The 13,824-nt window shown below is 62.4% G+C and carries 7 protein-coding genes; 5 read left to right on the plus strand and 2 right to left on the minus strand.

Annotated elements, in window-relative coordinates:
• Positions 1 to 306: 306 nt before the first annotated feature.
• The gene (locus tag G6N74_RS00745; protein WP_165113257.1) at positions 307 to 1,521 is read left to right on the plus strand and encodes an MFS transporter; all 1,215 of its coding nucleotides are present in this window, start codon (positions 307 to 309) and stop codon (positions 1,519 to 1,521) included.
• Here G6N74_RS00745 and dgcA read toward each other — a convergent pair.
• Positions 1,492 to 2,475 (minus strand): N-acetyl-D-Glu racemase DgcA, encoded by a 984-nt coding sequence (dgcA, locus tag G6N74_RS00750; RefSeq protein WP_165113259.1) that lies wholly within the window; start codon positions 2,473 to 2,475, stop codon positions 1,492 to 1,494. The genes G6N74_RS00745 and dgcA overlap by 30 nt on opposite strands.
• 78 nt (positions 2,476 to 2,553) lie before the next feature.
• Between dgcA and G6N74_RS00755 the strand changes: the two genes are divergently transcribed.
• From G6N74_RS00755 to G6N74_RS00770, 4 genes are all read left to right on the plus strand, one after another.
• A complete protein-coding gene (locus G6N74_RS00755) occupies positions 2,554 to 3,729 on the plus strand; it encodes an ABC transporter permease (RefSeq protein WP_165113261.1) in 1,176 nt (391 codons plus the stop codon).
• A gap of 8 nt (positions 3,730 to 3,737) precedes the next feature.
• A complete protein-coding gene (locus G6N74_RS00760) occupies positions 3,738 to 4,556 on the plus strand; it encodes an ABC transporter ATP-binding protein (RefSeq protein ID WP_376767669.1) in 819 nt (272 codons plus the stop codon).
• A gap of 14 nt (positions 4,557 to 4,570) precedes the next feature.
• The gene (locus tag G6N74_RS00765) at positions 4,571 to 5,944 is read left to right on the plus strand and encodes an MlaD family protein (protein WP_165113265.1); all 1,374 of its coding nucleotides are present in this window, start codon (positions 4,571 to 4,573) and stop codon (positions 5,942 to 5,944) included.
• A 110-nt stretch (positions 5,945 to 6,054) separates the two neighbouring features.
• A complete protein-coding gene (locus G6N74_RS00770) occupies positions 6,055 to 6,636 on the plus strand; it encodes an ABC-type transport auxiliary lipoprotein family protein (protein ID WP_165114381.1) in 582 nt (193 codons plus the stop codon).
• Positions 6,637 to 6,717: 81 nt separating this feature from the next.
• Here the strand turns inward: G6N74_RS00770 and G6N74_RS00775 are convergent, their stop codons facing one another.
• Positions 6,718 to 13,638: a kinesin gene (locus G6N74_RS00775; protein WP_165113267.1), complete on the minus strand. Its 6,921-nt coding sequence runs from the start codon at positions 13,636 to 13,638 to the stop codon at positions 6,718 to 6,720.
• Positions 13,639 to 13,824 lie beyond the last annotated feature (186 nt).

Here is a 13,824-nt window from a genome sequence, read left to right on the forward strand (position 1 = left end):
ATATGGCAGACGGGCGCCGCAAGCGCGCCGAAGGCTCGTCGCTGCATGCTCCGGCGTCATCGACGACGCCGCAACCGGCAAGCCGGCGCGCGCTGCGACTTGGCGTGCTCGGCAATCATGAGGGGCGTCAGCCGGCAGCCCGGAACGCAGCAGCGCGGCAAACGGTTTTGCCGCAAAGCCAGACGCGCCTCGCTCAGGAAACCGCTGGACCAGGACATTTCGCGGCAATGCTTGCCGTGTTAAGTGAGCCAGCTACGCGGCTGAATCTTTTCGCATGAGTCGCGCTACCTGGACTGCGCGCCCTCAATGTCATTGCCGCCGCTCTCGCCTGAACAGCTCGTCAAGCCGCAACATTTCGAACTGCGCATTTCACTGATCTTCGCGGCCCTTTTCATTCCGCAGGGCGTGCATCTTCCCTATTTCCCGTTGTGGCTGGAGTCTAAAGGCTTCGATGCGGAGAAGATCGCCATCATCCTTGCCGCGCCGATGTTCCTGCGCGTCGTCACCACGCCGTTCATCTCTGCCATGGCCGATGAGGCGAAGGATCGCGCCAATGTGCTGATCGTGATGGTTGCGGCGGCGCTGCTGATCTCGGCGGGCTATTTTTTGCCGCCCACCTACGTGACCGTGCTCGCCGTTTCGCTGGCACTGGCGGTGGCGTGGACGCCGCATGCGCCGCTTACCGATTCACTGGCGCTTTCAGGCGTCAGGCGGTTCGGTTCCACCTACGCCAATATGCGCATCTGGGGCTCGGCGGCTTTTCTCGGTGCCAATCTTGCCGGTGGAGCGATCCTGTCACTGACAGGGGCTGAGGCCGTGCCGGTCATGATTTCCGTCGGGCTGGTCGGAATTCTGGTGATATCGTTCATTGCTCCGCGTCTCGGGCGGCCACGGCGCGCGTCGCCGCTCTCTGCCGTCGATATTCAGGAATCGGCGCCAAAGCTTCTCAATCGCTATTTCGTGTTCTTCGTGGCTGGAGCCGGCATCATCGTCGCCAGCCACGGGTTTCTCTACAGTTTCGTCTCGATCTACTGGAAATCGATCGGCATCAACGACACGGTGATCGGCTTGCTGTGGGCGTCGGCGGTTGTGGCCGAAGTCGGCATGTTCATGATTTTCACGCGTATCTTCGGCCGGATGCGGCCGCCGACATTGCTTCTGCTGGCGGGGTTAGCGGCGATTGTCCGCTGGCTTGCCTTCCCGCTGATCTGGCCGATGGGGCTTGGCGTTGGCGGTTTCTTCGCCGTCCAGTCGCTGCATGCCTTTTCGACGGCTCTCATTCTGATCGGCGTGCAAAAGCTGATTGCCGAAACCGTGGTGGAGGAACGCACCGGGGCCGCCCAGGGCATCGCCTTCTTCGCGAACGGCCTTTCGATGGCGACGGTGACGCTGGTTTCCGGACCGCTCTACGGACGCCTCGGCGTTGGCGGCTTCTACGTGATGGCTGCGGTTGCGGTGCTCGGGCTGGTCTTCATAGCGCTTGCGGCAAGGTCAGCCCCAGAGCGCCGCATCAGGCGGTGAGACCTCAGAGCCCCGGTAAATCAGTCCGGGCGCACGGTCGCGTGCCAGAAGCAGGGGGCCGTCGAGATCGACGAAGTCTGCGCCCTGCGCCAGAAGTACTGCCGGCGCCATTGCCAGAGACGTGCCGACCATGCAGCCGACCATGATGGAAAATCCCAAGTCTTTGGCGCGGTCGCGTAGCGTCAATGCGGCGGTCAGGCCGCCGGCCTTGTCCAGCTTTATGTTGATCGCGTCGTAGAGGCCGGCGAGTTTTTCGAGATCGTCGGCGCCGTGCACGCTTTCGTCGGCGCATAGCGGGACGAGATGAGGAACGTGGCGCAAGATGGCGTCCTTGCCCACCGGTAATGGCTGTTCGATCAATGCGATGCCGAGTTCGGCTGCTGCGGCGAGGTTTTCGCGGATGTTTTCGTCCGTCCAGCCTTCGTTGGCATCAAGGATGATTCGGCTGTTGGGCGCTGCTTCGGTGACGGCGCGAATACGGGCGATGTCGTTGTTGCCGCCGATCTTGACCTTCAGCAGCGGCCGATCCGCGTTCTCGCGCGCCTGCGCCGCCATGGCTTCGGGCGTTCCGAGAGACAATGTGTAGGCCGTTTCGAGCGATGTCGGCGGCGTCTGCGAAAGATCTCGCCAGACGGGGTTGCCCGATTTCTTGGCCTCCAGGTCCCACAGGGCGCAATCCACGGCGTTGCGGGCCGCCCCGGCCGGCATAGCGCCGATAAGTGCCTTGCGATCCATGCCCGCCGCTATTGCGGGCGCGATTGCCTCAATAGCATCACGAACGCCCTCCATGGTCTCGCCATAACGCTTGTAGGGAACGCATTCGCCCCGCCCGAGGAAATTGCCATCCGATATCGTGCAGACGATGACTTCCGCTTCGGTCTTCGAGCCGCGGGAGATCGTGAAGGTGCCGGCGATCGGAAATCGCTCGGCATTGACTGAAAGGACACGCGCCATATTTTTCTTCTCCGCCAGTCGATGCAGCACGGCCCGAGAAAGTGACAGACCCTGAATGACGGGATAAGACAGGCCGCAATGTTGTTCAATGGCGGCAAGGAAACGAGCGCGACAGAAGAGGCCGGTCCCCGCATCACGGAGACGGGGAAAGGCGGCGCATTGTCTTATGCTCTGTCCGGAGCCTGGACGACGCGCACCGTCGCTTTGATAGATGCCGATGTGCGAAAGATCGAAGCCCGGAAGGGCGCGGGCGCAATGACGCTCGATCTTTCCGGCATCGAGAGGATCGATACCGCCGGTGCCTGGCTGGTCGACCGGCTGATGAGATCGGCCGAATCGCAAGGCACAAGCGCGAATCTGGAAGGCCAGAGCGAAGTCGCTTCCATCTTGCTCGAGGCAATACGCGAGGCTTCCGACAAGGCCGGTGACGACGCCGTAGAAACCCGTCCGAACTTCATCATCACGATACTCGAAAACATCGGCCGTGGCGTCTACGCGATGCGGGACGATTTCCTGGCTTCGATGAGTATTCTCGGCTCGACGATCCGCGGTGCCCAGATGAAGCTCGGTCGTGGGCATGGCGTCAATCTGGCGGCGATCTTCAACCAGATCGACCGCATGGGCGTCGGCGCGATCCCCGTCGTGGTGCTGATGTCGGCAATCGTCGGGGCAATCGTCGCCCAGCAGGGCGCGTTCCAGCTTCGCTATTTCGGCGCCGACATCTTCGTCGTCGATCTCGTCGGCATCCTGGTCTTGCGCGAACTGGGCGTGCTGATGACGGCGATCATGGTCGCCGGCCGCTCCGGCAGCGCGATTACCGCCGAAATCGGCTCCATGAAGATGCGCGAGGAAGTGGACGCGCTGAAGGTGATCGGCCTCAATCCGGTCGGCGTCCTGGTGTTTCCGCGTCTCGTCGCGCTCGTGATCGCCTTGCCGTGCCTGACGATCGCCGCGAATTTCGCAGCACTCGGCGGTGCCATCCTGGTTTCCTGGCTCTATTCCGACATCGCGCCGGCTGCGTTCATCGACCGCCTGCGTCTCAGCATCGACCTCAGCACCATTTTTGCCGGACTGATCAAGGCGCCGTTCATGGCGATGATCATTGGCATCCTCGCTTCGGTCGAAGGCCTGAAAGTCGGCGGCAGCGCCGAATCGCTCGGCCAGCACGTCACCGCGTCGGTGGTGAAATCCATCTTCATCGTGGTCATTCTCGATGGGATGTTCGCGATTTTCTTTGCGGCCATCGATTTCTAGGGATGGCGATGAGCAGCAAAAACTCGATCAGGGAGAACGGGGAGGCTGCGGCGCGGACCGACGATATCGTGCTGTCGGCCCGCGACATCACCGTCGGCTTCGGCGACAAGATCGTGCTGGAAAATCTGTCGCTCGACATAAGGCGCGGCGAGATTCTCGGCTTTGTCGGCGCTTCCGGCGCGGGCAAGTCGGTTCTGCTGCGCACCGTGCTCGGGCTGAACCAGAAGCGCTCCGGAACGATCAAGCTTTTTGGCGTCGACGTCGACAAGGCAAGCGATGCCGATCGCCTGAAGCTGGACATGCGCATGGGCGTCTTGTTCCAGCAAGGTGCGCTGTTTTCGGCGCTTACGGTGCTGGAAAACGTCCAGGTGCCGATGCGCGAATATCTCGACCTGCCGAAGCGGCTGATGGACGAGCTGGCGCTGCTCAAGATCGAGCTTGTCGGCCTGCCGCGCGATGCTGCCGGCAAGTTTCCGTCCGAGCTTTCAGGCGGCATGATCAAACGCGCAGCACTCGCCCGCGCGCTCGCTCTGGACCCGGATCTGGTCTTCCTTGATGAGCCGACCTCCGGGCTCGATCCGATAGGTGCTGCCGATTTCGACGAACTCGTCGCCAAATTGCGCGACACGATGGGCCTGACCGTCTACATGGTGACCCACGATCTCGACAGCCTGTTTGCAGTGTGTGACCGAATTGCCGTACTCGGCAAGAAAAGGGTTCTGGTGGAAGGCACGATCCAGAACATGCTTGAAAGCGACGAGCCGTGGGTCAAGTCTTACTTTCGAGGCAAGCGCGCACGGCAGATCGATATGGCTGCAAGGGCATAAAGTAAAAGGCGGGAATGGAAACCAGAGCCAACTACGTCGTCGTCGGAATTTTCACGCTCGTTGCGGTGCTCGCGGCCTTCGCATTCGTCTACTGGACGGCGGCGGTCGGCGATCGCGGCGAGACGTCGATGCTGCGCGTGCGCATTCCGGGTTCGGCTTCGGGGCTCGGCCGCGGAAGCCAGGTCCTGTTCAACGGTGTGAAAGTCGGCGACGTGCGGCGGGTGTTTCTCGATGTCGATAATCCCACTGTCGCCATTGCCGATACCGAGATCGATCGTGCGACCCCGATCACGAAATCGACGCAGGCCGATATCGGTCTTGCCGGCTTGACCGGCCAGGCCAATATCGAGCTGAAGGGAGCGGACAAAACGGAGGCCAATCTGCTCGACGAGGCTGAAGCCTCTGGAAAGATGGCCGAAATCACCGCCAATCCTTCTGCGGTAACCAATCTGCTTCAGACGGCGCAGGATATCTTCAAGCGCGCCGATAATGTGCTGTCTCAGCTTGAAGGCTTCACCAGCGACGTGCGTGGTCCGTTGACCGATACGGTGAAAAACGCGCAGAAATTCTCGGATGCGCTCGGGCGCAATGCCGATGGGGTCGACAAGTTTCTCGACAGCGTTTCCAAGCTTTCGGAAGAACTGGCCGGCGTTTCGGGCAAGCTGGACGGTACGCTCAAGGCTGCCGAAGACATCCTGAAAGCCGTCGACAAGGATAAAATTTCCTCGATCGTCGCCAATGTCGACACCTTCACCAAGAGCCTGAGCGAGAACAGCAAGCAGTTCGACAAGATCATCGCCGGCGTCGACACTGCGGTCGCGTCGATCAACGATTTCGCGCAGAAGACCAGCGGCACGGTGGGCAAGGTCGACAAGATTCTGGAGGGCGTCGACCCGGCAACCGTACGCTCGGCACTCGGCAATATCGAGATGGCCAGCCGCGATGCGAAGACCGCGGCGGCGGACGTGTCGAAGGTGACCGAGAGGTTCAGCCGTCGCACCGACGATATCGACCAGATGATCAGCGATGCCGGGCAACTGACACAGCGCCTGAACGCCGCCTCCGTGCGCATTGACGGCGTCCTGGCCAAGGTCGACAGCCTGTTGGGCTCGGGGGAAGCGGAGGGCGTGATGACCCAGGCAAGCGAGACGCTGAAATCCTTCCGCCAGGTTGCCGACACGCTGAATGCACGCCTTGGCGTCATCACCGAAGGGCTCGCACGGTTCTCGGGGCAGGGATTGCGTGACGTCGATTCGCTGGTGCGCGATAGCCGCCGCTCCATCAATCGAATCGAACAGGCCATTACCGATCTGGAAAAGAATCCGCAGCGGATCATTACCGGTGGCGACGGAGCGGTCCGTCAGTATGACGGGCGGACACGGCGTTGAGTTCGGCGAGCGTATGTGATGAAACAGTTCGCCGAAGGGAAGAAATCCGCCGGTCACGGCAAGGGTTGGGGAAATTTCGGACAGGATCTGCCGTGAAGACAGTTAAGCTGATGTCTGGTGCTGCCATTATCGCTGCCGCACTTTCGGGGTGCGCGCTCCTGCCCGGAGGCGGCCCTGCGCCGCTCGATACTTATGAGTTGTCCGCACCTGCCAGCCAGGCGCAGAAAACGCGCAACCGGACCCAGATACTGATCGCAGAGCCGTCGGCCCTGAAGGCGCTGGATGGCGAAAACATCGTCATAAAGCCGGCTCCCGGCGTCATCCAGTTTCTGAAAGGCGCCCAATGGGCCGATCGGTTGCCGAAGATCGTGCAGGCCCGCCTTGCCGAGACATTTCAGCGTTCAGGCAGCTTTGCCGGTGTCGGATTGCCGGGCGAGGGACTGGCGATCGACTATCAGGTCATCGCCGAGGTTCGCGCCTTCGAAGTGCGTGTCGACGGCGGATCGCATGCCGAGGTCGAGCTTTTCGTGCGCCTGCTCAACGACCGCAACGGCACCGTACGGGCTTCGAGGATCTTTGAAGCCAGCGTGCCGGTTTCGGGCAATGGCAACGATGCCTATGTCCGAGCCTTGAACAGCGCGTTCGGGCAGGCCGCGACCGACGTCGTCACATGGACCGATTCCGTGATCTGATCGCCGGTAGCCGGCTGTCTCAGGACAAATAAAAAGGGCGGGAAATTCCCGCCCTTTTGTTTGTCTGGATGCCTCTGCGGTTTAGCGCAGCCGCCCGCCTGCGTGAGCAAGCATGGTGTAGACCTTGCCGGTATCCGAAGACAGGTAGGTCTGGGCCATAACGTTGTCGCGATCGTTGCGTGAAACGTCCTTCAGCAACTTTTCGAAATCGTCGCAGTAACGGTCGACAGCGGCACGGAACTCGGCGTCGGCCTGATATTTGCGGCGGATTTCGTCAAAGGTCTGCTGGCCCTTGAGCGTGTAGAGACGGCGCGTGAACACGTCGCGCTCGCCGCGCCTGTAGCGATCCCACAACTCGATCGACGCTTCATGATCGATTGCTCGCGCGATGTCGACCGAGAGCGAGTTCAGCGATTCGACCACATGTGCCGCCGAACGCGGGCTTGCTGCCGGGCGTGAGGCATTTGCAGCGGCTTCAGGGTGGGCCTCTTCACGCGACGCACCGCTCAGCAAGTCACGGACCCAGCCGCCGGGTTGCGCCCGCGAATTGCCCTCACGCGGACGCGGGGCCGGATCAGGCGTACGTTCCATCTCCAGCGTGCCGCGCAGCGGCAGGTGTGGCACGGGAGGCTGCGGTGCAGCTGGTGCCTGCGGGGTTGGAGCAGGAGCACGACGCTGCGGCTCCGGCGCACGTGCCTGTGGCGCAGCCGCCGGGCGCTGTGCTGAACGGTCGGAAACGTCGACGGTGCGACCGGACTTCGCAACGATCTCGGAGAGTTCCTTGAGGGCGTTGATCTGCTCGGTAACGGCGCGGCGCATGGCGGTGGTGGACTGCTTTGCTTCCTCGGGCATGTCGAGCACGCCCTTCTTGAGTTCGGCGCGGGTGTCGTCGAGTTCGCTCTTGATGGAGCTGGCCGTACGGCGCATGTCCTCGGTGGCGTCGGCGAAGCGCTTGGTCGCCGATTCCACCACGTCCGATATCGCGATGCGGATCTTGTCTGTCGAGGCGAGGGTGCGATCCTCGGCCTTGTCCAGTGCCTTGCCGACGAGATCCTCGAAGGAGCGCATGATACGCTCGAGGTCTTCCGACTTCTTGACCAGACCGACCGCCAGATCCTCCAGCGACGACTGGCGTTCGAGCGTGTGCTCGAGATTGCTCTGGGCCGAGCTCAGCAGTTCCGACGCACTCGTCAGCAGACGGCTGTGCTCGTCGAAGCGCGTGGCGATGGAGGCCACCTCCTTGAGCGTGTTGGACGACAGCTCGGTGAGGCGGGTGGTGTTGGAATCCACCAGCCGTGCCGAGCTTGCGAAGGTCTGAGCCGCCTTTTCAGTGGTCGCGGCGAAGCTCTGCGTGCTGCCGGCCAGACGATTATCGACATTGGCGAGGTTCGACGCCGCCTTTTCGATAAGGTCGTTGAGCTGCGAACTGGACGCTCCAAGCCGGACGATAAGATCGGTGACGCCTTCCGACAGATTGTTGCGCGCGCCCTCGACCGCAGACAGGGTTTCTGCGGTGCGGTTGGCGAGCGCATTGACCAGCGCCGCGTTTTCGGAGCGGAGGCGGTCCGTTGCCTTCTGGGTGGCGAGTTCGAGGCTCTTTTGCAGTTCGTCGCCGCTTTCGGAGAAGCGTTCGACAAGCGGACGAGCGGTTTCGTCGAGGATCTTGGTGATCTCGGCGGAGCGCTCGGCAAGCATCGTGTTCAGTTCGCGGGTGTTGGCGCCGATGGTGCGTGCGGCGTCGTTCGTGCTTTGGCCGATATGCTGGCCGACCGCCGTGAAGGTCTCGGCGATGACATTGGCTCGGGAAACGAGCTGTGCCTCGGCCTGCGATATCTGCTCGTTGAGCTTCTGGCCGACATTTTCGGCGCTCGACGCGAGCCGGATTTCGGCATTGGCAACATGCTCATCAACGCGCGCGGCGACGGCCTCGACACCAGACGCGAGGCGCTGATCCGCATTGGTGAGCGTCTCCTCGATCGAGCGTGCACGAGCGTCCAGTTCGACCGCAGTCTGCTTGGCCCGGTCAGCAACACGCTGCTCGGTCTCTGCAAACACATTGGCGATCTCGGTCGCGTGCGTTCCGATCGCAGACGACGATTCGCTGAGCCGTGCGGCAAGACGCTCGTCAGCGGTGTCGAAGACACGTCCGATATCGGCAGCACGTCCGGCCAGTGTTTCGGCTGTCTCTCCGACGCGGGCGGCGAGGCGAGCATCTGCTTCCTCGAAGTTGCGCACGATCTCGATTGCGCGCGAACCAAGCGTGGTTGCGCCATCCGAGATGCGGGAGATGAACTGCTGGTCGGCTGCATCGAAGATACGGCCGAGTTCGGCAGCGCGCGCGGCAAGCGCATCGGCCGATTCACCGATGCGCATGCTGAGACGCTGGTCGGCATCGTCGAAGTTACGCAGGATGTCGCCGGCGCGAACCGCGAGCGAACTCGCGGTCTCGACAGCGCGAGCCACCAGCTTCTGGTCTGCGTCGTCGAAGGTCCTGACGATATCGCCTGCGCGGAGCGCCAGCGTGTCGGCGGTTTCTTCGGCGCGTGCGATCAGCGAAGACGACGTTTCCTGCGCACGGGCGGCGAGGCGGCCGTCGGCCTCCTCGAAGGCGCGGGTGATGTCGTCGGCGCGGGCAATCAGCGCCGCGGAGGTCTGCTCGGCACGATCCGCGATCTGGCGGTCGGCATCCGTGAAGGCCTTGCCGGCTTCCTCGTTCAGCGCGGCGGTGACTTCGAGAACCTTCTCGCGCAGGGCGCCGGCAACGAAGACGGCGCTCTTTTCCAGCACGATACGGACATTGTCGATGCCGGTCGAAAGCGCGCGCTCCATGGTACCGGTGCGTTCCTCGATGACGCCGGTCTGGCGGCGGAACGCTTCCTCGATCTTCTCGACGTCGGCGGAAAGGGCATCGGCGATGTCGGCGCGCTTGCCGGCAATCGTCTCGATGTGACCGGAAACGGCTTCGTCGATCTCCCTGCGGGTTTCGGCGAGCCTGTTCAGGTCGTCGTCAAGGGCGCGGGAAAGCATGTCCCGGCCTTCGGAGAGCTTGCCGATGTGGGCGGCGATGATGCCGTCCACGTCTGCGCGGCTGTCGGTGACTTTCTGCAGGTCGGCTTCAAGCGCCTGCGAAAGGATGTTGCGGCCTTCCGCAAGCTTCTCGACCTGTCCGGCAACGATGTTGTCGATGTTCGAGCGGCTGTCGGCGAGCTTCTGCAGATCGACTTCCAGGGCGCGGCGGAGAATGTCGCGGCCTTCGGCAAGCTTTTCCACCTGTCCGGCAACGAGGCCGTCGATGCCGGAGCGGCTTTCGGCGAGCTTCTGAAGATCCTCTTCCAGCGTGCGGGCCAGCATGGAGCGACCCTCGGCCAGGCGCTCGGTCTGGCTGGCAATGAGGTTTTCGATGCTCTCTATATCCTGCTCCAGGGCGCGGGTAAGCACGCTGCGGCCTTCGCCAAGCTTTTCAGCCTGTCCGGCGATGACGCCCTCGATGCTGGCCACATCGGCCTCAAGTGCGTTCGACAGGACCTTGCGGCCTTCCACGAGCTTTTCCACCTGCGCTGCGACGAGGCCCTCGATATTGGCCATATCCGCTTCCAGGGCGCGCGAGAGGATATCGCGGCCATGGGCAAGCTTCTCGACATGCGTCGAGACGATGCCGTCCAGCCCCGAGCGCGTCTCGGCGATCTTGTTGAGGTCGTCTTCGAGCGCAAGCGTCAACTGCTGACGGTGATCGCTCATCTTGCCCGCATGCTGGGAGACCATGCGGTCGATGTTCGACAGATCGGCTTCCAGTGCGCGGCGGAGAATGTCGCGGCCTTCGGCCAGCTTTTCGACCTGTCCGGCGACCAGTCCGTCAATGCTTGAGCGGCTTTCGGCTAGCTTGTTGAGGTCGTCTTCCAGGGCACGTGTCAGGTTTGCGCGACCCTCACCAAGCTTGTCTGCGTGCGCACCGACCATATCGCCGATGGTGGACAAGTCTTCCTGCAGCGCCCGCTTGAGGATATTGCGGCCCTCGGCCAGCTTCTCGACCTGACCGGCGACCAGCCCGTCGATGCTGGAGCGGCTTTCGGCCAGCTTGTTGAGGTCGTCCTCGAGAGCCCGGGTCAGGCGCAGGCGGCCTTCGTCCAGTTTTTCGAGCTGCCCGTCGATCAGGTTGTCGACGGTCGAACGGCTGTCGGCGATCCTGTCCAGATCGGCTTCGAGGGCGCGGGAGAGAACGTCGCGGCCTTCTGCGAGTTTTTCGACCTGGCTTGCCACGAGACCGTCGATGCTCGAGCGGCTGTCGGCAAGCTTGGCAAGGTCGGCTTCCAGTGCACGCTTGAGAATATCGCGGCCTTCGGCCAGCTTTTCAACCTGGCCTGCGACCAGCCCATCGATGCCGGAGCGGCTCTCGGCGAGCTTGTTGAGGTCGTCTTCCAGGGCGCGGGTGAGGCGCAGGCGGCCTTCGTCGAGCTTTTTGAGCTGCCCGTCGATGAGGTTGTCGATGCTCGAACGGCTGTCGGCGATCTTGCCGAGATCGGTTTCGAGTGCGCGGGAGAGAATGTCGCGGCCCTCGGCGAGCTTCTCGACCTGGCTGGTGACCAGATTGTCGATGTTGCTGCGGCTTTCGGCAAGCTTGGCAAGGTCAGCTTCCAGCGCACGCTTGAGAATGTCGCGGCCCTCGGCCAGCTTTTCCACCTGGCCAGCGACCAGCCCGTCAATGCCGGAACGGCTCTCGGCGAGCTTGTTGAGGTCGTCTTCAAGCGCACGGGTGAGGCGCAGACGGCCTTCGTCGAGCTTTTCGAGCTGCCCGTCGATGAGATTGTCGATGCCCGAGCGGCTGTCGGCGATTTTGCCCAGGTCCGTTTCCAGGGCGCGCGAAAGGATATCGCGGCCCTCGGCGAGCTTCTCGACCTGGCTGGTGACCAGATTGTCGATGGTGCTGCGGCTCTCGGCCAGCTTGCCGAGATCGGCTTCAAGCGCGCGCGAAAGAATGCTGCGGCCTTCGCTCAGCTTGCCGACGTGGCCAGCGACCATTTCGTCAATACCGGCGCGGGTTTGGGTGAGTTTTTGCGAATCTTCCATGAGCGCGCGGGTGAGGCTTGCACGGCCTTCAGCCAGCCGCTCCAGATGATCGCCGAGAGATGCGTCGATGGTCGCGCGGGATTCGTTGATCTTGCGCAGATCCTCATCGAGCGCCTGCGAGATCAGGGTGCGCCCTTCGGCCAGCTTCAGCACCTGGAGGCTGACGGCCTCCTCGATGCCTGCGCGATTTTCCTCGAACTTGGACAGATCGCCACGAAGCGTTTCGGCTATCCGTTCGCCGCTTTCGGCAAACTTGCGCGACTGGTTCTCGACTGCTTCGTCAATGCTTTGACGTGCTTCGCCAAGCTTCTGGATGTCCGCGTCGAGCGCGTCCGAAACGACGTTGCGGGCCGACTCCAGCCGGTTTGCGAAATCGCCGGCGCGTGCTTCCAGCATGGAAGAGGTCGACATGACGATGTCGGCCATTTCGGAGCCGATCCGTGCGCGGCCTTCGTCGATGACGGTGGAGAGGCTCTGCTTGCCTTCCGAGAAGGTGTTGGCGATCTCGCGAGCGCGATCGACCAGCGTTTCGTTGATCTGGCGCGCGCGGGCTTCAAGCGCGGCATTGAGCTTCTGCGTGCCGGTGTCGAGTGCTTCTGCGCGCGTCTGGAACTCGCTGATCAGGACCTGGCCGCGTTCGGCCAGCGTGCGCTCGATGCCCTGCAGGCTTGCCTCGAAGTCGGCATTCAGCGTGCGGGCAGCGCCGCCCAGCAGCGAAACCATGCCGGAGGTGCGGTCGTCCAGCAGATCCGAAAGCGAGCGCGTCATGTCGTCAGTGCTCTGGGTAAGCTTGGCGATGCGCGTGTCGAGAAGGCTGGCGAAAGCCTCGCCGGACGTGGTGATACGGTCGCCGATCGTGTCGAGGCGCTGGTCGATGGATTCGAAGATCGAAGCGCCGCTTTCGTTGATGCGATCGATCAGCGTGTCGCCGGAATTGTTGATCGTCATCGACAGCTTGGTCGAGGCGTTCAGGATGTTGTCGCGAATGACTTCGCTGGCTGAGCCGAGCTCGTCGCGCAGCGTCTCATGTGCGCCGGTGATCGATGCGCGCACGCGTTCGGCATGGGTCACCACGGCTTCGCGCTCGCTGCCGAGCCCGTCGACGAGCGAGCGGATGCGTGCTTCGTTCTCCGAATAGGAACGTTCGATCTGGTTGACTTCGGTGTGGACCAGCGTTTCGAGTTCGACAGCGCGGGCGAGGGTGCGTTCGATGCCTTCGCCCATGGCCGCCACTTCGCGGCGCACGGCCTGGCCAACGGTCATGACGCGGTCCTGAGCCAGGTTCTCCGGCTCCGCGAGGCGGAATGCCACTTCCGTCATGGACTGGGCGGCGAGGCGCATGTCCTGCGCGCGGCGGATCATGAGCGCGAAAGCCCAGAAAAGGATTATTGGCGTGAAAGTGAGGACGCCGAGCAGGATAAGGTATGGGCGCGCCAGGACCTGATCGATCGATCGGATATCAAGAATGCTTGGCGAAAACAGCATGTTGGCGAGAAGGAAGCCGCCACCGATCCAAAGCAGCGAAAGAATTGCCACGACCCAATAGACGCCGTTCGACGAGCGCCGGTTTATGCCGTGCATAACCGACCTGTAGTCGCGCTGCTGGTCGTCATTGGCCGGCGAAAAGCCGGACGGGCGTCCATTGGGCTGCTCGACCGGGCGAAGCTCGGCAGCGGGCGCGGCTGACTTTTTAGAATTGGAATTGGAACTCGAAGGCTTCGAAGGCGCGTTCTGTACTGCAGGCTGAGCGGCTTTTTCGGCCCGGCTCTCGCGTGCAAGCTCGTCAGCGGCTTGCGATATCTGCGCCTCCAGATCTTCCATCGAGGCTGCTATATCCAGCTCATCGGCGCCTGCCGAGAGGTCGAAGTCGAGGGCTTCCTCGAGCTCTTTTGCGACTTCGCTGTCGAGGTTCTTCGTTGTCGAAGTTTTTTTCGCCATTTCGCCGTTACCCTGTACTACTGCCGCGAGGTCGCCAAATTTCGGCTCTTATATGCCCGCGTGCGAGGCTTATTATGGACCGCCCGTATCGTAGTGGCACAGCCGGGTAAAGGAAACTTGAATCCGGCCAGATACGTAAAACTTTAAACATAAGGTTAACGAAGCCAAGATTTGGGCGGCTTTGCG

The sequence above is a fragment of the Mesorhizobium zhangyense genome (assembly GCF_011045115.1).
GTDB lineage: Bacteria > Pseudomonadota > Alphaproteobacteria > Rhizobiales > Rhizobiaceae > Mesorhizobium_M > Mesorhizobium_M zhangyense.

What these genes read in the sequence shown, in the direction of transcription:
- dgcA (WP_165113259.1), bottom strand. Translation starts at nt 2,475, where the DNA reads ATGGCGCGTGTCCTTTCAGTCAATGCCGAGCGATTTCCGATCGCCGGC.
- G6N74_RS00765 (WP_165113265.1), top strand. Translation starts at nt 4,571, where the DNA reads ATGGAAACCAGAGCCAACTACGTCGTCGTCGGAATTTTCACGCTCGTT.
- G6N74_RS00745 (WP_165113257.1), top strand. Translation starts at nt 307, where the DNA reads ATGTCATTGCCGCCGCTCTCGCCTGAACAGCTCGTCAAGCCGCAACAT.
- G6N74_RS00770 (WP_165114381.1), top strand. Translation starts at nt 6,055, where the DNA reads ATGTCTGGTGCTGCCATTATCGCTGCCGCACTTTCGGGGTGCGCGCTC.
- G6N74_RS00775 (WP_165113267.1), bottom strand. Translation starts at nt 13,638, where the DNA reads ATGGCGAAAAAAACTTCGACAACGAAGAACCTCGACAGCGAAGTCGCA.
- G6N74_RS00755 (WP_165113261.1), top strand. Translation starts at nt 2,554, where the DNA reads ATGTTGTTCAATGGCGGCAAGGAAACGAGCGCGACAGAAGAGGCCGGT.
- G6N74_RS00760 (WP_376767669.1), top strand. Translation starts at nt 3,738, where the DNA reads ATGAGCAGCAAAAACTCGATCAGGGAGAACGGGGAGGCTGCGGCGCGG.